This window comes from Ottowia sp., from assembly GCF_016703145.1.
Taxonomy (GTDB): domain Bacteria; phylum Pseudomonadota; class Gammaproteobacteria; order Burkholderiales; family Burkholderiaceae_C; genus Ottowia.
In genome coordinates, this window is sequence record NZ_JADJCO010000005.1 from 1,284,934 (window position 1) to 1,308,728 (window position 23,795).

Annotated in this window: 24 protein-coding genes and 1 pseudogene; 7 read left to right on the forward strand and 18 right to left on the reverse strand. The window is 69.7% G+C overall.

The features are described 5' to 3' along the window. Positions 1-32: 32 nt before the first annotated feature. A complete protein-coding gene (locus IPG65_RS19040; RefSeq protein ID WP_293192877.1) occupies positions 33-1,088 on the reverse strand; it encodes a 3-keto-5-aminohexanoate cleavage protein in 1,056 nt (351 codons plus the stop codon). Between the two features lie 50 nt (positions 1,089-1,138). Then, a complete protein-coding gene (locus tag IPG65_RS19045) occupies positions 1,139-1,558 on the reverse strand; it encodes a carboxymuconolactone decarboxylase family protein (protein WP_293192879.1) in 420 nt (139 codons plus the stop codon). Positions 1,559-1,699: 141 nt separating this feature from the next. On the opposite strand from IPG65_RS19045, the gene IPG65_RS19050 reads away from it, so the two are divergent. Next, positions 1,700-2,701, forward strand: coding sequence for an AraC family transcriptional regulator (locus tag IPG65_RS19050; RefSeq protein WP_293192881.1), 1,002 nt, complete (start codon positions 1,700-1,702; stop codon positions 2,699-2,701). Between the two features lie 16 nt (positions 2,702-2,717). On the opposite strand, the gene IPG65_RS19055 is transcribed toward IPG65_RS19050, so the two are convergent. The 5 genes from IPG65_RS19055 to IPG65_RS19075 all read right to left on the reverse strand — a co-directional run bounded on the left by IPG65_RS19055 (position 2,718) and on the right by IPG65_RS19075 (position 7,034). Further along, entirely contained in the window at positions 2,718-3,509 is a 792-nt protein-coding gene (locus tag IPG65_RS19055) for an SDR family NAD(P)-dependent oxidoreductase (RefSeq protein WP_293192883.1), read from the reverse strand. A 49-nt stretch (positions 3,510-3,558) separates the two neighbouring features. Beyond that, entirely contained in the window at positions 3,559-4,398 is an 840-nt protein-coding gene (locus IPG65_RS19060; RefSeq protein ID WP_293192885.1) for a tripartite tricarboxylate transporter substrate binding protein, read from the reverse strand. 224 nt (positions 4,399-4,622) lie between these two features. Next, a complete protein-coding gene (locus IPG65_RS19065) occupies positions 4,623-5,615 on the reverse strand; it encodes a tripartite tricarboxylate transporter substrate binding protein (protein ID WP_293192888.1) in 993 nt (330 codons plus the stop codon). A 63-nt stretch (positions 5,616-5,678) separates the two neighbouring features. Next, entirely contained in the window at positions 5,679-6,752 is a 1,074-nt protein-coding gene (locus IPG65_RS19070; RefSeq protein WP_293192891.1) for a TauD/TfdA family dioxygenase, read from the reverse strand. Between the two features lie 33 nt (positions 6,753-6,785). Further along, the gene (locus tag IPG65_RS19075) at positions 6,786-7,034 is read right to left on the reverse strand and encodes a TauD/TfdA family dioxygenase (RefSeq protein WP_293192894.1); all 249 of its coding nucleotides are present in this window, start codon (positions 7,032-7,034) and stop codon (positions 6,786-6,788) included. On the opposite strand from IPG65_RS19075, the gene IPG65_RS19080 reads away from it, so the two are divergent. The 6 genes from IPG65_RS19080 (at position 7,024) to IPG65_RS19105 (ending at position 13,830) form a co-directional block, all read left to right on the forward strand. Further along, positions 7,024-7,515, forward strand: a complete 492-nt coding sequence (locus IPG65_RS19080) for a hypothetical protein (protein WP_293192896.1) — start codon at positions 7,024-7,026, stop codon at positions 7,513-7,515. The two genes, IPG65_RS19075 and IPG65_RS19080, sit on opposite strands and share 11 nt — an antisense overlap. A 70-nt stretch (positions 7,516-7,585) precedes the next feature. Further along, on the forward strand, positions 7,586-8,584 hold the full coding sequence (locus IPG65_RS19085) for an AraC family transcriptional regulator (protein ID WP_293192898.1): 999 nt from the start codon (positions 7,586-7,588) through the stop codon (positions 8,582-8,584). Positions 8,585-8,790: 206 nt separating this feature from the next. Then, positions 8,791-9,483, forward strand: a complete 693-nt coding sequence (locus tag IPG65_RS19090) for a tyrosine-type recombinase/integrase (protein ID WP_293192901.1) — start codon at positions 8,791-8,793, stop codon at positions 9,481-9,483. Between the two features lie 20 nt (positions 9,484-9,503). Further along, complete coding sequence (gene mutS / locus IPG65_RS19095) at positions 9,504-12,122, forward strand: DNA mismatch repair protein MutS (RefSeq protein ID WP_293192903.1); 2,619 nt, start codon at positions 9,504-9,506, stop codon at positions 12,120-12,122. 42 nt (positions 12,123-12,164) lie between these two features. After that, positions 12,165-12,992, forward strand: a complete 828-nt coding sequence (locus tag IPG65_RS19100; RefSeq protein WP_293192905.1) for a proteasome-type protease — start codon at positions 12,165-12,167, stop codon at positions 12,990-12,992. A gap of 28 nt (positions 12,993-13,020) precedes the next feature. Beyond that, positions 13,021-13,830 (forward strand): alpha/beta hydrolase, encoded by an 810-nt coding sequence (locus IPG65_RS19105; RefSeq protein WP_293192907.1) that lies wholly within the window; start codon positions 13,021-13,023, stop codon positions 13,828-13,830. A 221-nt stretch (positions 13,831-14,051) separates the two neighbouring features. Here IPG65_RS19105 and IPG65_RS19455 read toward each other — a convergent pair. The 11 genes and pseudogenes from IPG65_RS19455 to IPG65_RS19165 form a co-directional block, all read right to left on the reverse strand. Then, a pseudogene (locus IPG65_RS19455) lies at positions 14,052-14,602 on the reverse strand (histidine phosphatase family protein). Beyond that, on the reverse strand, positions 14,599-15,387 hold the full coding sequence (locus IPG65_RS19120) for an adenosylcobinamide-GDP ribazoletransferase (protein ID WP_293192911.1): 789 nt from the start codon (positions 15,385-15,387) through the stop codon (positions 14,599-14,601). The pseudogene IPG65_RS19455 and the gene IPG65_RS19120 overlap by 4 nt, the downstream one beginning before the upstream one ends. Positions 15,388-15,390: 3 nt before the next feature. After that, positions 15,391-16,422 carry a nicotinate-nucleotide--dimethylbenzimidazole phosphoribosyltransferase gene (gene cobT, locus IPG65_RS19125; RefSeq protein WP_293192913.1) on the reverse strand — a complete coding sequence of 344 codons (1,032 nt, stop codon included), beginning with the start codon at positions 16,420-16,422 and terminating at the stop codon, positions 15,391-15,393. Then, entirely contained in the window at positions 16,419-17,891 is a 1,473-nt protein-coding gene (locus IPG65_RS19130) for a cobyric acid synthase (RefSeq protein WP_293192915.1), read from the reverse strand. Before IPG65_RS19130 ends, cobT begins: the two co-directional genes overlap by 4 nt. Continuing rightward, positions 17,888-18,913 (reverse strand): aminotransferase class I/II-fold pyridoxal phosphate-dependent enzyme, encoded by a 1,026-nt coding sequence (locus tag IPG65_RS19135; protein ID WP_293193085.1) that lies wholly within the window; start codon positions 18,911-18,913, stop codon positions 17,888-17,890. The genes IPG65_RS19130 and IPG65_RS19135 overlap by 4 nt, the downstream gene beginning before the upstream one ends. Before the next feature lie 79 nt (positions 18,914-18,992). Then, positions 18,993-19,979, reverse strand: coding sequence for an adenosylcobinamide-phosphate synthase CbiB (cbiB, locus tag IPG65_RS19140; protein ID WP_293192918.1), 987 nt, complete (start codon positions 19,977-19,979; stop codon positions 18,993-18,995). After that, positions 19,976-20,506 carry a methylated-DNA--[protein]-cysteine S-methyltransferase gene (locus IPG65_RS19145; RefSeq protein ID WP_293192921.1) on the reverse strand — a complete coding sequence of 177 codons (531 nt, stop codon included), beginning with the start codon at positions 20,504-20,506 and terminating at the stop codon, positions 19,976-19,978. Before IPG65_RS19145 ends, cbiB begins: the two co-directional genes overlap by 4 nt. Before the next feature lie 21 nt (positions 20,507-20,527). After that, positions 20,528-21,109 carry a cob(I)yrinic acid a,c-diamide adenosyltransferase gene (gene cobO / locus IPG65_RS19150; RefSeq protein ID WP_293192924.1) on the reverse strand — a complete coding sequence of 194 codons (582 nt, stop codon included), beginning with the start codon at positions 21,107-21,109 and terminating at the stop codon, positions 20,528-20,530. Continuing rightward, positions 21,084-21,884, reverse strand: a complete 801-nt coding sequence (locus IPG65_RS19155) for an ABC transporter ATP-binding protein (protein WP_293193088.1) — start codon at positions 21,882-21,884, stop codon at positions 21,084-21,086. The genes cobO and IPG65_RS19155 overlap by 26 nt, the downstream gene beginning before the upstream one ends. 5 nt (positions 21,885-21,889) lie before the next feature. Further along, positions 21,890-22,885, reverse strand: coding sequence for an iron ABC transporter permease (locus IPG65_RS19160; RefSeq protein WP_293192925.1), 996 nt, complete (start codon positions 22,883-22,885; stop codon positions 21,890-21,892). Next, a complete protein-coding gene (locus IPG65_RS19165; RefSeq protein WP_293192928.1) occupies positions 22,882-23,793 on the reverse strand; it encodes an ABC transporter substrate-binding protein in 912 nt (303 codons plus the stop codon). The genes IPG65_RS19160 and IPG65_RS19165 overlap by 4 nt, the downstream gene beginning before the upstream one ends. Positions 23,794-23,795 lie beyond the last annotated feature (2 nt).

A 23,795-nucleotide genomic window follows, 5' to 3' on the forward strand; every position in this document is an offset into this window, starting at 1 on the left:
AGTGATTGGGGGATCAGCGTTCAGCCGGGCGCTCAGGTCGCCAGGCGCAGCGGCACCCCGCGCTGCATGGGTTGCCGGTTGGGCGCCATGCCGAGGTTCTCCAGTGTTTCGTCGGCGCTCGTCCATTGCCTGCCGATCTGGTAGATGCGATGGGCGTCGTCGCCGGTGGCGACTTCGCGGTTGAGTTCACGTGCGATGCGCACCATCTTTTCGATCTGTTGGACCGACGTGGCACGCTGGCCGTCGGGGCCGAACAAGGTGTCCTCGATGCCCACACGCACGTGCAGGCCCATGGCGATGGCCATGGTCGTCATCGGCGCCACGTTTCGGTTGAGTGTTTCGATGGTCAGCACGGCGCCGTCGGGCGTGCGGCGCACGAACTCCAGCATGTCCGCCGGATGCAGGCCGGCGGCCCCTCCGCCGATGGCCACGTAGTTGAGGATCAGCGGCCCGCAGTAGACGCCGCGCCGAATCATGCGCTCGACCGTCTCCAGCCCTGTCAGGGTGCCCAGCATGAAGTGCGGCTGGATACCGCTGGCCACCAGGCGGCGGATGTGCTCCTCATGCCAGGACGGGTTGGACGGCACGATCATGTCGCGGTACGCGGCCTGTATCGCCGGGTTGGTCAGGGACGTGCCCACGTAGTCGCGCTCGGTCATCAGTTCCATCAGGTTCATCTGGGTGGTGTTGATCGCCACCGTCACCTGATCCGGCCGAGGATTCAATTCGGCCAGCATGTGGCGCGTGTCATCGCTCAGCCATTTCGCTTCCTGGCCCTCGTCTTCCGGCGCAAAGGAGATCGACCCCCCCACCTGCAGCACCATCTTCGGCACCGCCTCGCGCAAGCGCGCCAGCATCTCGTTGAACATCGACATGCGCTTGCTGCCCTTGCCATCGGCTTCGCGCACGTGCACGTGCAGCACGGTGGCGCCGGCGTTGTAGCAGTCGACGGCCTTCTGAATCTGCTCGTCCAGGGTGACGGGAATATCGTCGGAATCGCTGGGCGACCATTGCGGCCCGTAGGGCGCCACCTGGATCACGAGCTTTTCCTGGTTTTCAGGCAACAGGGAATCGTCAAGGAATTGCATGATGAAAGTCTCCGAAGGTTGTGTAGGGGTGGATAAAGCGAAGCGGAAATTCAGGAAGCTGCCTTTGCAGCGGCCAGCTTGCGGCTCTCCAAGGCCGCCAGCTCTTCCAGCAGAATGGGCGCGCCCAGGCTGCAGGTGTGGATGCCCAGCACGCTCACCAGTTGCAGCACGGCGGCGATTTCTTCCTTGGTGGCGCCCAGCTCCAGCGCCATGCGGATGTGGCGGCGCGTACCGGGCGCGTACATGTGGGTGCACGACGCATCCACGGCGATGGCGATGAACTCCACCGTCTTGGGATCGAGCGCGCCCGACTGCTTGTAGTGCGTGCCCATCGCCATGAATTTCTCAGTCCAGATCGGGTCGAGTTCAGCGAAGGGATCCCACGCGGGGTTCCAGGTGCCGGTCGCCCGCATCTGATCGCAGAGGGGGGTCGCGCTCGGGGCGGCTTTGTCGCTGGCTGCTTGGCTCATGGCCTTGTCTCCTTTGGTAAGGGTGGGTTGGGGTGACTGCGAAAGCAGTTCTTGTGTGGAGCTGAGTATGAGGAATCCATCTATTTCGATTTGACATTTTGGGAAGCAGGATTGACATTTCGGGAGCCAAGGGAAAACCACATGTCCCACTTCGTCCGCAGCGCCAGCCTCGTCAACTACGCGGAGATCGCCCATTCGGTGGGCTTGGATCCGCTCTCGCGATTGCGCGCGGTGGGCATCAGCTACCAGGCGCTGCTGGATCCGGACACGAAGATCTCGGCCACGTCGGTCTCCCGCCTGCTTGAGTCCTCCGCGCGTGCGTCCAAGACCGAAGACTTTGGGCTTCGCATGGCCGAGACGCGCCAGCTTGCCAACTTGGGGCCGCTGGCCATCGCCCTGCGCGAAGAGCCGACGCTGCGGCGGGCGGTCGAGGCGATGGCGCGCTACATGCGTCTGCACAACGAAGCGCTTGCGACCCGTATCGAGGAAACCGACGGCCTTGTGATGATCCGGTGCGACACGCTGGGCCGGCAGCTCGGTCCGGCGCGCCAATCGACCGAATTGGTGGTCGGCGTGATGTACCGCATCCTGCAGCTCTTCCTGGGACCGGCATGGCGACCGCGGAGCATCTGCTTCGCACACGCGGCACCGGTCAGCAATGCCACGCATCTGCGCGTATTCAGCATCGCGCCCATGTTCAACCAGGAGTTCGACGGCATCGTCTGCCGCAGCGCCGACCTGGAAGTGGCCCTGCCCTCTTACAACCCCGCGGTGGCGCAGCAAGCGCACCAGTACCTCGACACCCTGCTGGCGCAAAGCAGCGCCTGCATGGCCGACAAGGTGCGGCAAGTGGTGTTGTCCATGCTGCCCGTGGGCTCCTGCTCGGTCGAGCGCGTGGCGCTTCAATTGGGGGTGGACCGGCGCACCGTGCATCACCACCTGAGCGCAACTGGCGAGAGCTACTCGACAATTCTCGCGGCCGTCCGCAAGGAACTCGTCGAGCGCTACGCCGCGAACAAGGAACGCTCGCTGTCGGAAGTCGCCGAACTGCTGGGCTTTGCTTCCCTCAGCGCCTTTTCGCGTTGGTTTCGACACGAGTACGGCTGCAGCGTTTCCCGCTGGCGTGCCCGACCGGCGCCATGAGCCATGGCGCCGAACGTCAACTCCCTGAGAAACGCTGCCCATCGTCGACCGTTATCGTCGACCCCGTGATGAAGGCGCTTGCTGGAGAAGACAGCAGCAGCAAGGCGCCGTCGAGGGCCTCGGGCGTTCCCAGCCGTTGTCGTGGCAGACTCTCCACGGCCTTCTGTCCGGCAGGACTGCGGAACATCGCGCGGTTGATGTCGGTCTCGATGTATCCTGGATTGATGGCATTGACATTGATGCCATGGGATATCCACTCACGGGCCATCGATCGGGTCAGGTGCTCAAGCGCTGCCTTGCTGGCGCCGTAGACCGCCAAGCCCACCGGGTGCGTCTGCGCTGCGAGCGAGCAAATGTTGACGATGCGCCCCTGCAGTTGGCCTGCCAACAAGCGTTGCGCGAAGGCTGCCGCCGCCAGCAGTGCGGCCTTGGTATTGACACCCAGAATCTGGTCGATCTGCTCTGCGCTGACGTCAAGCAAAGGCGCGCGCCCGCCAACTCCCGCGTTGTTGACCAGCACCCACAGCGGCGGCATGTCCCGCTGTATCGCGTCCAATGTCTGGCCCAATGCGTCGCGGTCCGTCACATCGACAGAGAAACTGCGCGCTCGCCCCCCTTGATGTCGGATCAGTTCTTCCGTTTCCTTCAACGGCGGCTTCCGTCGGCCCAGCAAGGCAACCTCGGCGCCTGCAGCCGCCAGAGCCTTCGCGGCCTGCCGTCCCAACCCCGAGCCAGCGCCGGTGACAACGGCAGTGCGGCCGTCCAGGCCGAAGCACCGGGAGAGAAACGTCGTGTCGATGTGGGTCATGAATTGATGCCTTTCGCAAGAGGACTCGGATGGGTGCGGCGCGCGTGCTCTATTCCAGCTTGATGCCGACGCGCTGCACGATGCCTTGGTTGAAACTGGACTGCGCTTTCAACTCGTCGCGTTGTTGCGCCAGCGTCTTGTCCGCTACTGGATCGAAGCCTGCGGCCAGCAGACGCTCGCGCACCGCCGGGGTATTCCATGCGCGCCAGACCGCCTCATGGATCTGGCCTGCCAGAACTTCGGACGTGCGCCCGGTCACCCACAGGCTCATCCATCCGGAAAACTGCAGGTCGGGGAAACCGCGCTCGGCGAAGGTGGGAACCTCAGGCAACAAAGGTGAACGGCTCCCGGCCGCGAGCGCGAAGGCTTTCATCTTTCCGGCCCGGATATAAGGCAGCATGTTTGGCACCACGTCAAAGGCCAGAGCCATGTGCCCGGCGATCAGGTCGGTGATGACAGGCGGCGACCCCTTGTAGGGCACCTGCAGCAGGTCCAGCCCAGCCTTTGCATTGAACAGAATGCCGGCGTACTGCGAGCGGGTGCCTGGGCTGTACGAGGCTATACCGAGCTTGCCGGGGTTCGCCTTGGCGTACTGGACGAGTTCGTCGAGCGTCGTCGCGGGCAGTGAGGCCGTGCCAACCAGCACCATGGGCGAATGCGACAGCTTGGCAACCTGCAGCATCTCCTTGAGCGGGTCGAAGGGCAGCGTCATGACGTGCGGGACCTCGGTCACGATGCCATTGGGACCCACCATGAGGACGGAGCCATCGGGCGCGCTCTTCATCAGCGCGCGCGCTGCAATGGTGCCGCTGGCGCCGGCCATGTTCTCGACGACGAATGGCTGTTTGAACATGGTGCCAAGCCGCTCTGCCAGCAGGCGCGCGGTCATGTCGGAGACACCTCCCGGCGGAGCCGGCACCAGCACACGCACGGGGCCTTGCGGCCAGGGGGGCGCCGCTGTGGCGTTGCCTCCCGCCAGCATCACGAGCCCACCCAACGCAAGTGGCCTCCAGACCTTGTTCAGCCAAATCCAAGGCGCCATTCGCCCCAGAAATGGGATCAGCTGTTTTGACATGACGATGCTTCCCCAGGTGGTTCGCGATCCGCGCTTTGCTATTCGAGCGTGACCTGCGCGGTGCGCGCCAGTTCCAGCCACTGGGCGACGTCCTCGCGCAGGGTCTGGGCGAACTCGGCGGAAGTCTTCGCCGGAGGCGTGTTCATGTTCTGGTTTTGCAGCGCGGCACGCGTTTCCGGCGTGGTCAGGATGCGGTTGACCTCGGCATGAAGACGCTGCACGATGGGTTGCGGCGTATTTGCGGGGACGAACAAGCCATACCAGCCGTCGCCGCCCAGCGAGTAACCCTGCTCCCGCATCGTCGGCAAGGCCGGCAGAGCAGGAACGCGGTGCGTGCCGGTGATGCCCAATGGCACCAGTTTGCCTGCCTTGATGAAGGGCATCGGGGAAGCGGCGTCCACGAAAGCGATCTTGATCGTTCCGCCTACCAAGTCGGCCACCATCTGCCCCATGGTCTTGTAAGGCACGTGGGTGAGTTTCAGATCCTCCTTGGCCCGAAGCGCCTCCATCGACAGGTGTCCGGTGGACCCGGTGCCCCAGGTGCCGTACGACAGTGGTGTGGGGTTAGCCCGGACGTACTGGACGAAACTGCGCATGTCCTTGGCGGAGATGTCCGGTGCCACCACCAGCAGCACACCACCCGAGCCGATCTGCGCAACGGGCACCAGATCCTTCAACGTCTGGTATGGCATCTTTGCATGCACGGCCGGATTGATGGCCATCGCCGAGGCATTGCTGAACAGCAGCGTGTAGCCGTCGGGAGCAGCCTTGGCCACACTGTCGTTACCGATGATCCCGTTGGCGCCGGCCTTGTTGTCGAAGACGATCGTCTGCTGCAACGCTTGCCCCAAGCGTTCGCCGACCAAGCGCGCGAAAATGTCCGTGCCCGTGCCGGCGCCGCCGGGGATGACCATCCGGATCGGACGGGCTGCGGGCCACGCCGGCTCGGCGGCGAACGCATGGGCGCACAGCGCCAGCGGAAGGGCCGCCAGCAATTGGCGCGCGAAAACGATGATCGAGGTTCGTTTCATTGGTTTCTCCTGGCGCCAGCGAGGACGGGCGCACGATGAAAGGGGCTACCGGGTGAGGCAGCTTCAGTCCGGATACAGATTCGCCTTGAGCTCGACGCCGGGCAGCCGGATTCCGTCCGGACGCCCGCTGACGGTTCGACCCTGGAATTCAGTGGTCATGTAGTCGGGCAGGGACGGACCATCGGGGCAGGCCAACCACAAGCGCAGCAAGTGGCGCCTGCGCTCAGGCTCGGGCCAGTCCTCGTAGGAGGTGCGCGAATGCAATATCGAATGGTTGCACAGGAACTGCATGTCACCCGGTTGGAACGCCATGTCCAAACGGATGCCATCCTCCGATGCAAGTTCGTTGACGAAGGCGATGGCGTCGCGCTGCCGCGGTTCCAGCGGCTCCACGCCGGGCAACGCCTGCCCCTTTTCGATCGCCCCTGCAACGAATACGGCAATCATCCGCCCCTCGTGCGCGTGAAACAGGGGGATGTGGAAATACGGCCTCTGCCCAGGTCGCACTTCACCCCAGCGGGTGAAGCTGTAACTGCGCAGCAGTTCTGCGGCCAGATCGGGGCGGCGACGCACGGCCTCGTTCCATACGGTGGTAGAGCTGGCGATGCGAGAGAGTCCCCCCGAGCGCGCTCCGCGAATGCACATCAGGCCCACGATGTCGGCAGCGTCTGTGTGGAAACGCAGTTCGGCGGGCGTTTGGTAGCCGCGTGTGGTCGGGTCGGAATAGTCCAGACCCAGATTGGCGACGTGGCCGAGGACGTGGCCCTTGGCGTTCTGCGACACCGCCTCGCCGAAATGAGCGCCAACGCCGCGGAAAGCATAGGCTTTCTCCACGAGAGTCAATTCCATGGTGTCGAGGCCGCGGATCAGTGCGAAGCCGCGCCCGTGCTTGAGGTCATGGCCGATAACTTTCAACCTAGCGCCGAGGGTGGCGAGCGGGAAATCCTCTGCCTTCATTGCCACCAAGTCGACCTCGCCGGCAATGGCCCGTGCGACCGCTTGGTGCACTTCCCTCTGTTCGTCGTCGGACAACTCGTGGATCCAATCGGTGCGCTGCTGCAGGTCCTTGCCGTACCAGCTCTGGCCGTTCTCATATAGGGGCAGTTCGCGGCTGCTGGGGATAGCGAGTGTGGTCATTGGAAATCCTTCTTTCTTGATGGCAGCGCGCATTCAATGTGCGAGTTCGGCATGCACCGCCGAGAGGTCGAAGATCGGCGGCCGAGGATGCTGAAGCCACGCACGCATGTCGGCGTAGCGCTCTTCGTAGGAAGGCGGCAGCTTCGGGATCAGGCCTGTGTCGAGCCACAGGCGCAGCAGGTAGCGGCGACGCTCCGGGTCCGCCCCGTCCGCATAGTCGGTGCGGGAGTGAAGCGTGGTGTAGTTCGAAATGAACTGCATATCGCCACGCTTGAGTTCCATCGAGAGATGCAGCCTGGGGTCTTCGCACAGTGCGTCGATCCGTGCGGTAGTCAAGGCCGAGATTGGTCACGTGCCCCAACAGGTCGCCCTGCGCGTTCTGCGCCGCGCCCGTGCCCATCTGCATGCCCAGGCCCCAGTAGGCCAAGGCGGCGTCCTCCAGCGAATAGCGATCCATGTCGAAGCCTTCCAGCTGCACGAAGCCGCGACCGTGCATGACTTCCTGCTGAATGTGCTTGAGCTTGTCGGCCAGAGGGCCGAGGTCCAGGTCGGCCTGCGCCAGGGCGGGGATGCCCAAGCCTCGCGCGCGCGCCCGCAACACTTTGTCGTGCAGCACATCGTTGTCGCGATCGTCCAACTGCACGATCCATTCGCTCGTACGACTCATCGCTTCGCCGATCCATGCGCTGGAGTGCTGATAGGGAAGGTAGGCCTCACCGGTCATCTCGTTCGCTCCGTCGAAAAGAAGATGGTTGGAGCTTAGATTCCACCCGCTTATTTCATTTACCCTATCCGGACATTCGATTTACATTCTCGGACATCGAGGGAATACCATGATCTCGCTGGTTCGCAGTGCTGCCTTGACCAACTACGCTTCGCTGGCACAAGCAGCCGGGCTCGATCCGCTACGCATGCTCAGGGGTTTCGGGCTGGATCCAGCGTGCTTGGACAATCCAGATCTGAAGATCCCGGCATCCGCCGTTGGCCGCTTGCTGGAGGATTCTGCGAAGCGCTCGGGTTGGCAGGATTTCGGACTGCGGCTCGCGGAAACGCGCCAGTTCGCCGTGTGGGGACCACTGGCGTTGCTGGTGCGCGAGCAGGCCAAGCTGCGCCACGCCATTGGCGCGCTGGCGCGCTACCTTTCCGTGCACCACGAATCCTTGCACGTCTGGCTGGAAGAGGACCACCAAACCGCCGCTATTCGCCTCGAATTCCTTGGGCGCGAAGGCCCGGTCCGCCAGTCGCTGGAGTTGTCCGTGGGTATGTTGTACCGGCAAATCCAGCAGATGCTTCCGGAGGCGTGGCGCGCTCGTCGCGTGTGCTTCATGCATGCTGCACCGCCAGACGCGCGCGTGGCACGCCGCCTGTTCTCGAACCGTGTTGAGTTCGCAGCGCCTTTCAATGGCATCGTGTGTGCAGTAGCGGACTTGGAGACGCCGCTCGCCACCTATGCACGACTGGAGCAGTACGCGCAACAGTATGTGGAGTGGATCAGTTCTGACCAGAACCGTTCATCGACGGAAACGGTGCGCCAACTGGCACTGACGCTGATGCCGTCCGGAACCTGTACGTTGGGACGAATTGCGAAGCTTCTGGATGTGGACGAACGCACTGTGCGGCGCCATCTTCTGAACGAAGGTACCTCCTATCACGAGCTGCTGAACCAGATACGCAGAGAACTGGTGCAGCGACATTTGGGCAATGCACCACGCAAGCACGCGGAGATCGCCTTGCTGTTGGGCTTCAGTGGACCGACACAGTTCTCTCGCTGGTTTCGCCAGCAGTTCGGCTGCAATGCCTCGGCGTGGGCCGGCACCACTTGGGTACGCTGACAAGGAGTTCCGTCGGAACTGGTGAAAAAATCCGTACAGCTGTCCACAAGACCGCAGCGGCCATGCCGATGTAGGAGCGGCAGGCCGCGAGCACACGAACTGATCGTGGAGCTGACAAATCTTTAACATCTGATCGTTCCAGCAGTCGATGTCCTGCCTATCGCAGACTCTGCGGCGAAGTTTTCCTTCCGTTAGGCTATCTACCTTTGACCTCGACATGCGTAACCCGGCACCTGTCGCTCATCGACAAGGACTGCCTGCACCCCATCGACAAGGCCGCCGTGACGGTGGCCGTCTACACCGGGCCGCGATCGAACGAGCTATTTGCCCTGACGATGGAGGACGTGGTGCGGGACTTCAGCAAGATCACGGCGCGCCGCTCGATCACGCAATCGGTGACGTTCAAGATGCCCAAGACGAAGAAGGGGCGTACCGTGCTATTGCAGCCCCCGGCGCGCGATGCCTTGAAGGTGCTCGTCGCCGATGCCGAGAAATGCGAAGCGGCCGATCTGACCGTTTGGCTGAACCGTCATGAATCGCGCACCGACCATGTGCGCGTGCTGCTGTCGCCCAAGACGCAGACGCGCAAAGCGGTCGTCAACGATTACTTCGTGCCGAGCGCCTGGAACACCAAATGGGCAACCCTGGTCCGGCGCGCCGAGATCCGTGCGCGTTCGGCCTACCAGACCCGGCACACCTACGCCTGCTGGAACCTCACGGCCCGGGGCAACCTGGCCTTCATCGCCAACCAGATGGGGCACAAGGACTACTCCATGCTCGTGACGGTCTACGGCCGATGGATAGACACGGAGTCCTCCAAGGAGCTTGAGCGCATCTGGGAGGGCATGCAAAACATGGCTCAGATTACACCGAAATTACACCAAAAAGTGACGGTGTAATTTCTAAGTTGTTGATTTTAATGACAAAAATAGACTTAAACGCGCATACGCCCATGATGGCGCAATACCTGCGCATCAAGGCCGACTTTCCCGACACCCTGCTGTTCTACCGCATGGGCGACTTCTACGAGATGTTCTACGCCGACGCCGAGCGCGCCGCCGCGCTGCTGGACATCACGCTCACCTCGCGCGGGCAATCGGCCGGCCAGCCGATTCCGATGGCGGGGGTGCCCTTCCATGCCGTCGAGGGCTACCTGGCCCGGCTCATCAAGCTGGGCGAATCGGTCGCCCTCTGCGAGCAGGTGGGCGACGTGGCCACGGCCAAGGGGCCGGTGGAGCGCAAGGTGGTGCGCGTGGTGACCCCCGGCACGCTGACCGACAGCGAGCTGCTGTCGGAGAAGGCCGAATCCATCCTGCTGGCCGTGCACCCCGGCGCGCGCCAGCGCTGCGGCCTGGCCTGGCTGGCGGTGACGCAGGGCCAGGTGCACCTGGCGGAATGCGCACCGGATGAGCTGCCCGGCTGGCTGGAGCGCATCGCCCCCAGCGAGCTGCTGCTGCCCGGCGACGCCGCGCCCGCCTTCGAGCAGCGCCTGGCCCGCTTCAAGCCCGCCACCGGCCGCGCGCCCGCCCTCACCCACCGGCCCGCCTTCCAGTTCGACGCCGCGCTGGGCCGGCGCAAGCTGCTCGAACAACTGCAGGCCGCCAGCCTGGCCGCCTGGAGCGCCGAGGACTGCCCCCAGGCCCATGCCGCCGCCGCCGCGCTGCTGGCCTACGCCGAGCACACCCAGGGCCGCGCGCTCACGCACCTGAGCGGGCTGCGGGTCGAGCGGCCGGGCGAGCTGGTCGAGCTGCCCGCCAGCACGCGCCGCAACCTGGAGCTGGTGCAGACCCTGCGCGGCGAGGACGCGCCCACGCTGCTGTCCCTGCTCGACACCTGCCAGACCGGCATGGGCAGCCGCCTGCTGCGCAGCTGGCTGCTGGCCCCTCCGCGCGACCGCGCCGTCGCCAGCGCGCGCCTGCAGGCCATCGGCCGGCTGCGCCAGGACGGGCTGGGGCAGAAGCTGCGCGCGCTGCTGAAAGGCACCAGCGACGTCGAGCGCATCACCGCCCGCCTGGCGCTGGCCCAGGTGCGCCCGCGCGAGCTGGTGGCGCTGCGCCATGCGCTACAAAAACAAGAGCTAATGGCGCTTGTCCCATGCGGGCAAGAGGCACTTTTGTCCCAGATTTCCGAAGATCTCGCCCCGCCCGCCGAAGCGCTCGACCTGCTGCAAGCCGCGCTGCTGGACGAACCCGCCGCGCAGGTGCGCGACGGCGGCGTCATCGCCCCCGGCCTGGACGCCGAGCTGGACGAGCTGCGCGCCATCTCGGACAACTGCGACGCCTTCCTGATCGAGCTGGAGGCGCGCGAGCGCGCCCGCACCGGCATCGCCAACCTGCGCGTGCAGTTCAACCGGGTGCACGGCTTCTACATCGAAGTCACGCAAGGGCAAGCGAGCAAGGTGCCCGACGACTACCGCCGCCGCCAGACGCTGAAGAACGCCGAGCGCTTCATCACCCCCGAGTTGAAGGCTTTCGAGGACAAGGCCCTGTCGGCGCAGGAGCGCGCGCTGGCGCGCGAGAAGTGGCTGTACGACCACCTGCTGGCCGCGCTGCAGCCGCACGTGCCCCGGCTCGCCCGCTTCGCCCGCGCGCTGGCCTCGCTCGACGCGCTGGCCGCGCTGGCCGAGCGCTCGCTGACGCTGAACTGGTGCGCGCCGCGGTTCGTGCGCGAGCCCTGCATCGAGATCCGCGGCGGCCGCCACCCGGTGGTCGAGGCGCGCCTGGCCGAGACCTCGGGCGCGCCCTTCATCGCCAACGACACCGTGCTCGGCCCCAAGGCGCGCATGCAGGTCATCACCGGCCCCAACATGGGCGGCAAGAGCACCTACATGCGCCAGGTGGCGCTGATCGCCCTGCTGGCCGCCATGGGCAGCCACGTGCCGGCGCAAAGCTGCCGCCTGGGCCCCATCGACGCCATCCACACCCGCATCGGCGCCGCCGACGACCTGGCCAACGCGCAGTCCACCTTCATGCTGGAGATGACCGAGGCGGCGCAGATCCTGCACGGCGCCACGCGCGAATCGCTGGTGCTGATGGACGAGATCGGCCGCGGCACCAGCACCTTCGACGGCCTGGCGCTGGCCAGCGGCATCGCCGCGCACCTGCACGACCGCACCCAGGGTTTCACCCTGTTCGCCACGCACTACTTCGAGTTGACCGAGTTTCCCGCCGCGCACCGCGCCGCGCTGAACGTGCACGTGAGCGCGGCCGAAGCCAGCGGCTCGGGCGGGCACGACATCGTCTTCCTGCACGAGCTGCAGCCCGGCCCGGCCAGCCGCAGCTACGGCATCCAGGTGGCCCGGCTGGCCGGCGTGCCGGCGGGCGTGCTCAACCACGCGCGCCACGTGCTCGCCGGACTGGAGCAGGGCGCCAGCGCCAGCCGCGCCCAGGTGGACCTGTTCGCCCCACCCCCGGCGCCACCGGCCGCCGCCCCGGCGCCCGTAGAATCGGCGCTCGCCGCCATCGACCCCGACGCGCTGACCCCGCGCGAGGCGCTGGAGGCCCTGTACCGATTGAAGAACCTCGCCCAGAAAGCCTGAGGGCCCGGCCGCGCCGGCCGCCCCATCCCCGCCATCCCCACAATGACCTACTGCTGCGCCATCAAGACCCACGCCGGCATGGTGTTCCTCTCCGACTCGCGCACCAACGCGGGCGTGGACTCGATCAGCACCTACCGCAAGATGCTGATCTACGAGCGCCCGGGCGACCGCTTCATGGTCATGCTCTCGGCCGGCAACCTGTCGATCGCGCAGTCGGTGCGCGAGATCCTGCAGAACGAATCCGTGCGCGACAGCGAGACGGGCGACCCCATCACCATCTGGAACGCGCGCAGCATGTTCGAGGCCGCGCGCGTGCTCGGCGCGGCCGTGCGCCACATCAACCGGCGCGACGGCGAGGCGCTGCGCGAGTCGGGGCTCGAATTCAACGTCTCGCTGATCTTCGGCGGCCAGATCAAGGGCGAGGCCATGCGCCTGTTCCTGGTCTATTCGGCCGGCAACTTCATCGAGGCCACGGCCGAGACGCCCTACTTCCAGATCGGCGAGTCGAAGTACGGCAAGCCCGTGCTCGACCGCGTCATCACCCCCGAGACGCCGCTCCAGGAAGCCGCCAAGTGCGCCCTGGTGTCGATGGATTCCACGCTCAAGTCCAACCTCTCGGTCGGCCTGCCGCTGGACCTGGTGGTGTACGAGGTCGACCGTCTGGAAAGCGACCGCGTCGTCTGCATCGGCCACGACAACCCCTACTTCCGCATGCTGCACGACACCTGGGGCCAGCGCCTGCGACAGGTGTTCGACAGCCTCGAGGATCCGCAGTGGAACGGCGGCCACACCGACATGCCGCTGCGCGTGGACTCGTCCGCGCACCCGCCGATCAAGAAGATCACCACGCCGGACGAGCGGCTGATCTGAGCGGGGCCCCCCGCGGCGGCACCCACCCATGTCCCTGATCGTCTTCTCCCACGGCAACAGTTTTCCCGCCAGCACCTACCGCGTGATGCTGGACAGCCTGCGCGCGCGCGGCTTCGGCGCGGCCGCGATCGAGAAGTACGGCCACGACCCGCGCTACCCCGTCACCGACAACTGGCCGCACCTGGTGCAGCAGCTCGCCGACTTCGCCGCCGCCGAGCAGCAGGCCAGCGGCGGCCAGGCGCCCATCCTGGTCGGCCACTCGCTCGGCGGCATCCTCAGCCTGATGTGCGCCGCGCGCCACCCGGGGCTGGCGCGCGCCGTCGTCATGCTCGACTCGCCCGTGCTGGGCGGCTGGCGCGCCGGCGCGCTGCGCGTGGTCAAGCGCACGGCGCTGATGGCACGCTTCTCGCCCAGCCAGGTCAGCCGCCGCCGGCGCGACCAGTGGGACGACCGCGAGGCGGTGTTCCAGCACTTTCGCGGCAAGCGGCAGTTCGCCCGCTGGGACGAGCAGGTGCTGCACGACTACGTGGACCACGGCACCCTTGACGCCGACGGCACCTGGCGGCTGGCCTTCGATCGCGAGGTGGAGTCGCGCATCTACGAAACCCTGCCGCACAACATCGACGGCGTGCTCCGACGCCACCCGCTGCGCTGCCCGCTGGCCTTCGTCGGCGGGCTGCAATCGGCCGAGATCCGCCAGGTCGGCGGCATCGAGGCCACGGCGCGCTTCGCCAAGGGGCGCGTGATGATGATCGACGGCACGCACCTGTTCCCGATGGAAAAACCCCTGGCCACCGCCGCGGCCATCGAGGCCAGCCTGCGGGCGATGGCCGCGTAGCATGGCTCACTTCCGGGGCGGCAGCGGAATTCGTTCATCTGGCGTAGAGTATTCGCGGTAGGGGTCCCTCCGGGAGTGCCGAAATAAAGCACCGTCAGAAACCAGAGGACAGCCCCTACTTTTTTGGGTCCGCGCTCCAGGTTGATTTCAATCAGCCGCCCTGGGCCATCGCCCACGGCGCGCGAATCTGGGGCCAGCCTGCGCGCGATGGGCGCGTAGGCTCACGCCTCCAGCACGACCGCGGCGCCGAAGGCCAGCGGTTCGGCCGGCCAGTCGCCGGCCCGCTCGATGCGCCGCGCGCCGCGCGCCAGCAGCGCGGCGGCGCGGATCACGCCGGCGTGGGTGACCCACACCGCGTCGCGCCCGCCGGCGCGCCAGTCGTCCCACGCGGCGCCCACGCGCGCCATCAACTCGTCCACCGTCTCGCCCCGTCGCCGCCCGGCCGCGCGTGCGCGAAGCCGGCCACCCAGGCGTCGACGTCTGCGCGCGGGATATCGGCCCAGGGCCGGCCTTCCCAGGCGCCGAAGTGCATCTCGCGCAGGCGCGGATCGGTGTTTTGAATCATATCGGGCCTCAGCCCGCGCAGATGTTGCGCCAACAGCTCGCATCTTTGTAGCGGCGACACAAACATCCGCGCTTTCAGCGGAAGCTGCCCGGCCAGCGCCCGCGCCGCCTGCCGGGTCATCTCGCCGTCGGCCGGCAGGTCGGTCCGCCCGTAGCACAGGCCCGGCGCGACCTGGACCGGCGCGTGGCGCACCAGCCAAAGCCTCACACGGCGCCCCAGGCCAAGCCGAGGAGCAGCGCCAGCTCGCTCACCTGCTGCGTGGCGCCCAGCGTGTCGCCGGTGAAGCCCTGCAGGCGGCGGCGCAGCAGGCGCGTCATGAACAGGACCGCCGCGCCCCACAGGCCGATGAATGCTGCCAAATTGAGAGCGTCCACCGCAATCCCCACGCCGGCCAGGGCCGGAATCGACCACAAAACCCCCACCGCCAGCGCGCGCGCCGACACGGCGTCGGCCAGCGGCTTGGACTTGGCGCCCGCCGCGTCGGCCACGTAGGGCAGCCGCGCCATGACGAACAGCGGCGCCAGGCGCGAGAGCACGTGCGCCGCCCCCACCGCCAGCGCGGCCGGCGCCGCGCCGCGCGATTGCAGCAACAGCGCGACCAGCGCCAGCTTCAGCCCCAAGGCCAGCACCAGCGCCACGGTGCCGTAGCTGCCGATGCGCGAGTCCTTCATGATCTCCAGCGCGCGCGCTTTCGTCGCGCCGCCGCCCAGGCCGTCGGCGGTGTCGGCCAGGCCGTCCTCGTGGAAGGCGCCGGTCAGCCACACCGTCGCCGCCGTGGACAGGCCCGCCGCCACCCACGCGCCCCAGCCCTGTGCCGCGCCCCACAGCACGCCGGCCGCGACCGCGCCCACCACCCAGCCCACGCCCGGAAAATGCCCCGCGCTGGCGCGCAGCAGCGCCGGGCTGTAGCCCACCCAGTCCGCCAGCCGCCCGGTGACCGGGATGCGGGTGAAGAACTGCAGGGCGAGCAGGAAGTGGCGCAGGGCCTGCATCGGTCACCCCCTGCCGGAGACGCCGGCGGATTCGAAGCTGGCCATCTCGCCCAGGATGCGGCAGGCCGATTCCAGCAGCGGCCAGGCCAGCGCCGCGCCGCTGCCCTCGCCCAGGCGCAGGCCCAGGTCCAGCAGCGGCTCGGCGCCCAGCGCGGCCAGCAGGCGGGCGTGACCGCGCTCGCCCGAGCGGTGCGCGAACACGCAGCGCTGCAGCACGTGGGGCGCCAGCCGGCTGGCCACCAGCACGGCGCTGCCGGCGATGAAGCCGTCCACCACGATCACGCGCCGCTCGCTGGCGGCCTGCAGCACGGCGCCCGCCATGGCGGCGATCTCGAAGCCGCCCAGGGCGGCCAGCGCATCCAGCGGCGCGGCGGCGCCGGCGTTGGCGGCCAGCGCCTCGCGCAGCAAGGCGGTCTTGCGCGCGATGCCGGCGGCGTCCAGGCCGGTGCCGGCGCCGCAGACCTCGCCCACGTCGATGCCGCCCAGCCGCGCCAGCAGCAGCGCCGCCGCGCTGGTGTTGCCGATGCCCATCTCGCCCAGCAGCAGCGCGTTGCCGGGCAGCGCGCGCGCCGCGCCGATGCCGGCCCGCAGCGCGCGGGCGCACTGCGCGGCACTCATGGCGGGGCCGATCGAGCAATCCCGCGTGCCGGGCGCGATCTTGTGCCGCACCAGGCCCGGCGCGGACTCGAACTCATGCCGCACGCCGCAGTCCACCACCGTCAGCCCGATGCCGTGCTGGCGCGCCAGCACGCTCACGGCCGCGCCGCCGGCCAGGAAGTTGCGCACCATCTGCCAGGTCACGTCGCTGGGGTAGGCCGACACGCCGCGCACGGCGATGCCGTGGTCGGCGGCGAACACCACGAGCTGCGGCGCGTGCAGCCGCGGCCGCTCGCTGCCCAGCACCAGCCCCAGCCGCAGCGCCAGCGCCTCCAGCCGGCCGAGGGCGCCCAGCGGCTTGGTCTTGTGGTCGATCAGGTGGCCGAGGCGCGCGGCCAGCGCGGCGTCGTGCAGGTCGTCCACGTCGGGAAGGGTCATGGTGCCGCCAGAGCCTCCAGCACGCCGGGCTCGAACGCTTGCGCCAGCGTGCGCGCCAAGCCGTCGAACACCGCGTCCAGCGTCGGCGCCCGCGCGCCGAACAGGGCGTGCAGCACGGCCGCGTCCTCGAACAGCCCGTGCAGGTACACGCCCAGCACGTGGCCGGCGGCGTTCTGCCACGCCAGGCCGGGCACCAGCTCGCGCGCCACGTCGCCGCCGGCCGCCATGGCCGGGTGCTGCGCGGTCCGGCCGCTGTGGATCTCGTAGCCGGCGCAGGCCACGCCGGACAGCGCCGACCACGCACCCGCCACGTCGCCGAAGCGGACCTGTGTGCGGCGCACGGTCTTGCGCGGCTCGAAGCCAGTCACCAAGGGCAGCAGGCCCAGGCCAGGTGCGTTGCCGCCGCTCTCCACCCCGTGCAGGTCGATCAGCGCCTCGCCCAGCATCTGCAGGCCGCCGCACACGCCCAGCACGCGGCCGCCGCGCGCGGCGTGCGCGGCGATGGCCGCATCCAGCCCCTGCGCGCGCAGCCAGGCCAGGTCGGCGGCGGTGGCCTTGCTGCCGGGCAGCACGATCCAGTCGGCGCCGGCCACGTCGGCCGGGCTGCGCGCCCAGCGCAACTGCACGCCGGGCACGTTCTTCAGCGGCTGGAACTCGTCGAGGTTGCTGATGCGCGGGTAGGCCACCACGGCGATGCGCGTGTGCACCGCGCCCGCCGCCGCGCTGGACCCTTCGTCGAACATGCCATCTTCCTCGGGCAGGCCGTGGTGCCACTGCATGGGAATGGTGGCGACCACCGGCACGCCGGTCAGCCCGCGCAGCATCTCGGGCGCCGGGGCCAGCAGCGCCGCGTCGCCGCGGAACTTGTTGAGCACGAAGCCGTGGAGGCGCGCGCGGTCGGCCTCGGGCAGCAGCGCCCAGGTGCCGTACAGGTGGGCGAAGGCGCCGCCGCGGTCGATGTCGGCCACCAGCAGGCAGCGCGCGCCGGCGTGGCGCGCCACGCGCAGGTTGACCACGTCGCTGGCCATCAGGTTGATCTCGGCCGGCGAGCCGGCGCCCTCGATCACCACCACGTCGTGGCCGGCGCGCAGGCTGTCGAGCGCGGCGGCGATCTGCGGCCACACCCGCTCGCCGCGGCCGCGCCAGGGCAGCGCGGACAGCTCGCGGCTGACCTGCCCCATCAGCACCACCTGGCTGTGCGTGTCGGCCTCGGGCTTGAGCAGCAGCGGGTTCATGCGCACGTCGGGCGCGGCGCGGGCGGCCAGGGCCTGGAAATACTGCGCGGAGCCGATTTCACCCTGCTCCCCATCCAGGCCCGCCACGACCCGCGCGTTGTTGCTCATGTTCTGCGCCTTGAAGGGCGCCACCCTCAGGCCCAGGCGGGCGTAGTGGCGGCACAGCGCGGTGGCGACCCAGCTCTTGCCGGCGCCGCTGCTGGTGCCCAAAACCATGATGCAACGCGCGGTCATGCGGACGCCTTCAGAGAGGCCATCAGCGCGTCCTGCACCTCGGGCGCCACCACCGCCATGCGCACCCGGCCGGGCAGGCCGAAGCTGGCGCAGTCGCGCAGCTTGACGCCGCGCCGGCGCAGCGCCGCCAGCCAGGATTTCATGTCAGATTGGTCGTTGGTCCGCATGGGTATTGCACCATCAGCTACAAAAAAGTTAGCAACGCTGGGTTCGATGCGCCAGCCCGCCCCGGCCAGCAGCGCCGCCTGCCGCGCCTTCCAGCCGCGCAGCGTGGCGCGGCAGTCGGCCAGCCAGTCCTGCGCCTCGGCGCCGGCCCAGGCGTCGAGCAGGGCCACGCCGTGCGCGCCCAGCGGCCACGACGGCGCCAGCGCCCGCAGGCGCGCCAGCAGCGCGGCGTCGGCCGCGCGCGGCGCGATGGCGTAGGCGGCGCGCACGCCGGTCAGGCCCAGCGCCTTGTTGGGGGTGAGCAGGCGCCAGGCGCGGTCCAGCGCCGCCCCGTCCAGCGCCAGCGTGCCGGCCAGGCGGAACGGCTCGTAGGCCTGATCCAGCACCAGCGCCTGGTGCGGCCGCAGCGCCGCCACGCGCGCGGCCAGGCCCGCGTCGGGCTGGCCCAGCGGGCTGGACGGGTCGCAGGCCCACAGCAGGTCGGCCTGGGCTGGGTCCCGGACCGCCGCCAGCCCCGCCGCCCGCGCGGCGCGCGCGTAGTCGCCGTAGGCGTGCGGCGGCTGCCAGAACGCGGCGCCGCGCCCCGCCGCGCCGGCCTGCAGCGCCACGGCCACGCTGGCGCGCTGGATGAACTCGCTGGCGCTGGCGGCGACCACGATGCGCTGCGGCGCCACGCCGTGCCACGCGGCCAGCCGGTCGACCAGCCGTGTGCAGGCCGGGTCGGGGTAGTGGCGCGCGTCGGCCGCGCGCAGCGCCCGCAGCGCGGCCGGGCACGGGCCGCAGGCGTTGGCGTTGGTGGACAGGTCGTGCGCCGGCACGCCGTGCGCGTCGGGGCCGCCGTGGACCGGGGTCACGATGCGGTTACTCCTGAATCAATAGCTTGTGGCGCAACAGGGGAAAGGGCTGCAGCCATATTTTCCTTGAAACCAGGCCCGGTCACGCCGCCACCTCCGCCAGCACCGCCGCGCAGGCCAGCAGCGTCGCCGCCAGCGCGGTGCGCGCGCCGAGGGCGCAGGCGCGCAGCGTGTCGGCCGGCTCGGGCGTGTGGCCGCCCTCGCCCAGCGTGTAGACGCCGGGCTTGCGCAGCCGCACGCCCAGCGCGCGCGCCATCGCCGCCATCGGCCAGCCGCCGTTGGGCGAGGGCGTGCGCGCCGCCTCGCCCCGCAAGCCGCGCCAGCCGCGCGCGCCGCCCAGCAGGACGATCAGCGCGGCGGTCAGGCGCGCGGGCAGCCAGGCCAGCACGTCGTCGGCGCGCGCCGCCCACTTGCCGGCCCAGGTCCAGTCGCGCGCCACGCCGTTCAAGGAGCGCACGCCCCGGTAGCCCCACATGGCGTCGGCCGTGTTGGCGAAACGGAACAGCGCCGCGCCCGGCAGCCCCAGCAGCGCGAACCACAGCAGCGGCGCCACCAGCGAGTCGTTCAGGTTCTCGGCCAGGCTCTCGATGGCGCTCTCGCGCACCTCGGCGGCGCTCAGGCTGGACACGTCGCGGCTCACCAGCCGCGCCAGCCGCGCGCGGCCGGCGGGCAGCGATTCGGCCAGGGCGTGCTCCACCGCCAGCACCTCGTCGTGCAGCAGGGCCCAGGCCAGCAGCGGCTTCAGGCACAGCCCCAGCGCCAGCGCCGCCAGCCACGCCGGCTGCGCCAGCACCCATTGCTGGACGAGCCAGCTTGCCGCAAAAATCGCAGCAGCCGCCGCGCACCAGGACAGCGCCGCGAGCCAGAACACCCTGGCATCGGACAGCCCCCGCAGCGCATCCACCCGCGGCGCCAGCCGCGCGCCGGCCCAGCCGAGGTAGCGGCCCATCCAGGCCACCGGATGCCAGCGCAGCGGCGGCTCGCCCAGCAGCCGGTCGATGGCCAGCGCCAGCGCGGGGGCGCAGGCGAGCAGCGCGGCGCCCTCGCCCGTGGCGTCGAACCCGATCAAGACAGCAGATCCCTCGGCGGCGCGCCCTCGCGCTCCAGCCCCAGCAGCCACTGCTTGCGCGGCAGCCCGCCGCCGAAGCCGGTCAGGCTGCCGTCGCTGCCGATGACGCGGTGGCAAGGCACGACGATGGAGATCTTGTTCTGCCCGTTGGCGGCGGCCACGGCGCGCGTGGCGGTGGGGCGGCCGATGCGCTGCGCCTGCTGGGCGTAGCTGCGCGTCTGGCCGTAGGGGATGGCCAGCAGCGCGTGCCACGCGGCGATCTGGAACGGCGTGCCGACGAGGTCGAGCGGCAGGCCGAACGCTTGCCGGCGGCCGGCGAAGTAGTCCGCCAGCTCGGCGCGCAGTTGCGCCGCGAGGGGGCCATCGCCCGGCTGGGCGGGGCCGCCGCGCGCGGCCTCGACCTGGGCCTGTTCGCGGTCCACGCGGGGCTGGCCGGCGAATTCCAGCAGGCACAGGCCACGCTCGGAAAACAAGGCCATCATGCCGCCCAGGGGCGTGTCGTAAGTGTGCGAGATCAGGGGCGTCATGGCGGGTTCATTCACAGCTTATCAATCCTCGATGCCGCGCTGCGCGGGCACGCCGGCCTTGAAGGCGTGCTTGACGAGCTGCATCTCGGTCACCGTGTCGGCGATCCCGATCAGCTCGGGCGGGCAGCGGCGGCCGGTCAGGCACACGTGCACGTCGCGCGGGCGCTGCCGCAGCGTCCGCAGCACGTCGTCGAGCGGCAGCCAGCCGTAGATGAGCGGGTAGGTGATCTCGTCCAGCACGACGAGGAAGTGCTGGCCGTCCAGGATGGCCGCCTTCGCCTTCTGCCAGCCGTCGCGCGCCAGTTGGGCGGAGTGGTCCAGGTCCTTGCTCTTCCAGCTGAAGCCGTCGCCCAGGCCCTCGATGGGCAGGCCGATCTGCTCGAACACGCGGTGCTCGCCGAAGCGCGCGCTGGGCACCTTCATGAACTGGAAGATGCGCACCTGCCTGCCGTGCACGTGCTGGCGGCCGAAGGCGCGCAGCGCCAGCCCGAAGGCGGCCGTGCTCTTGCCCTTGCCGTCGCCGGTGTGGACGAGGATCAGGCCCCGGCGCTCGCCCTCGGGGCGGTCGTACCGTTTCTCAGTGGGGGGTGTCTCGATCTGCATGAATGGGTTCCTCCTGGGGCAGCGCGACCCAGCTGCCCTGCACGGGCAGCACGCGGATGCGCTCGTCGAACGCGGCCTGCAGCGCGCGGTGGGTGTCGGGGCTGGCGCAGGGGCCGTGGTGGGCGATGGCGCCGTCCCTGACGATCAGCAGCTCGTCGGCGTGCAGCGCCACGCCCAGCTCGTGCAGCACGCTGACCACGGTGCCGCCAGCGGCGACCAGCCGGCGCACCACGGCCAGCCAGTCGGCCTGGTGCGGCGGGTCGAGGTGGGCCAGGGGCTCATCCATCAGCAGCACGGGCGCCTGCACGGCCAGCGCGCGCGCCAGCAGCACGCGCTGGCGCTCGCCGCCGGACAAATCGCCCAGCCGGCGCGCGCGCAAGTCCCACACCTGCGTGACCTGCAGCGCCTGCCGGGCGGCGGCGTGGTCGGCCTCGGTGGGCGGCGCCAGCCAGGCGCGGTGCGGCAGGCGGCCCAGCAGCGCGACGTCGTAGGCCGACAGGTCCTCGGCCCCCGGCTCGCCCTGGCCCAGCCAGGCCAGTTGCCGGGCGCGTTCGCGCGCGGGCCAGTCGCGCAGGTCGCGCCCGTGCAGGGTGACGGTGCCCGCGGTCGGCAGCAGGCCGGCCAGCACGCGCAGCAGGGTCGACTTGCCGGCGCCGTTGGGGCCGACGACGGCGGTCCAGCGGCCGGCGGGGAGGCGCAGGTCCAGCGCGTGCAGTATCTCGACTTTTCCCATCAAAGTCCGCGTGGATGTTGCGCTGATAGCTATTGAAAACATAGCACTCACCGCCCCCCTCCGCCGCGCGTGCGCCGGTACATCAGCCACAGCAGGTAGGTGCCGCCCAGCACGGCGGTGAGCACGCCCACCGGCAGCTCCTGCGGCGCGATGAGCACGCGCGCCACGATGTCGGCCACGGCCAGCAGCAGCCCGCCCATCAGCGCGGACAGCACCACCAGCGGCCCGTGCGTGAGCCGCGCCAGCGAGCGCACCAGGTGCGGCGCCGCCAGCCCGACGAAGCCGACCAGCCCGGCCTGCGCCACCGCCGCGCCGGTGGCCAGCGCCAGCACGCTGACCAGGGCCGCGCGCATGGGCGCCAGCGGCAGGCCCAGGCTGTGCGCGGTGGCCTCGCCCAGGCTCAAGCCGTCGAGCACGCGCGCCAGCGCCCAGGCCAGCGCCAGCGCCGGCAGCAGCACGGCGGCCATCACGCCGCAGGCCTGCCAGCCGATCAGGCTGGTGTTGCCGAGCATGAAGGCCACCATGGCGGCCAGCACCTCGGGCGCGGCCAGCGTCACCAGGTCCTTGACGGCGCCCAGCACGTGGCCCACCACCACGCCGGCCAGCAGCAGGCGCAGCGTGTGCTGCACGCCCTGCGCCAGCAGCAGCGCCAGCAGCACGCCGCCCAGGGCGCCGACGAAGGCCGCGCCCGTCAGCCCCAGCCTGGGCACCAGCGCCGCGGCCGCCGCCGGCGCGCCCCACCAGGCCAGCGCCACGGCCACCGCCAGCATGGCGCCGGAGGCGCTGCCCAGCAAGAAAGGGTCGGCCAGCGGGTTGCGGAACAGCCCTTGCGCCACCGCGCCGCCCAGCCCCAGCAGCGCGCCGGTCAGCCACGCGCCCAGGGTGCGCGGCAGGCGGATCTCGGCCACGATCTGGCGCGCCACCGGGTCCTGCAGCGCGTGCCGCAGGCTGTCGAAGCCGGTGCTGCCCACGCTGACGCCCACGGCCAGCGCCAAGCACGCCAGCAGCAACAGCGCCAGCGCGAGCCAGGGCGCGCGGGTCACGGCGCCCTGCCCTCCCGCGCGCCCTGGTCGGTGACGCAGCGGGCCATCAGGCGCGCCGCCTCGGGCATGCGTGGGCCGGGGCGCACGAGGATGTCCACCTCGTCGAGGCCGAACACGCACACCCGCTGCGCCCGCACCGCGCGCAGGCGCTGCCAGCCGGGGCGCCGGGCCATGTCGCCGGCGCTGCGCGCGCCGGCCATGATGAGGTCGGGGTCGGCGCGCACCACCAGCTCGGGGTTGATCTTGGGAAACGGCCCCAGCTCCGGCCCGATGATGTTGGCCAGGCCCAGGGCGCGCAGCATCTCGCCGATGAAGGACTGGGGCCCCGCCGCGTGCGGGCCGCCGCTGGCCTCGAAGTACACGCGCTGGCCGCGCAGCGCGGGCGGCACGGACTGCGCGGCGGCGGCCACGCCGGCGTCGATGTCGCGGGCCACGCGCTCGGCGCCGGGCACGGCCAGCAGCTCGCCCAGCTTGCCGATCACGCGCCGCACGTCGGCGCCGGTCTTGGGCTCCAGCGCCACCACCTTCACGCCCAGCGCGCGCAGCCGCTCGGACACGCGCGAGGACGTGGCGGCGAGCACCACGTCGGGCTTGAGCGCGACGATGGCCTCGACGTTCGGGTCCAGCCCGCCGCCGACCTGCGGCAGGCGGCGCACCGCTTCGGGCCAGTTGGAATAGCGGTCCACGCCGACCAGCCGGTCGCAGGCGCCGATGGCGCACACGGTCTCGGTCAGCGAGGGCAGCAGGCTGACAACGCGCCGGGGCGGGGCGTCGAAGCGGACGGAAACGCCGCGGTCGTCGGCGACTTCGTAGGACTGGGCCTGGGCGGGGGCGTGCAGGACGAAGGCGAGGAACAGCAGCCAGGCCAGGCGGTACAGGCCCTGAATAGGGGTCAGATCAGAATTCATTC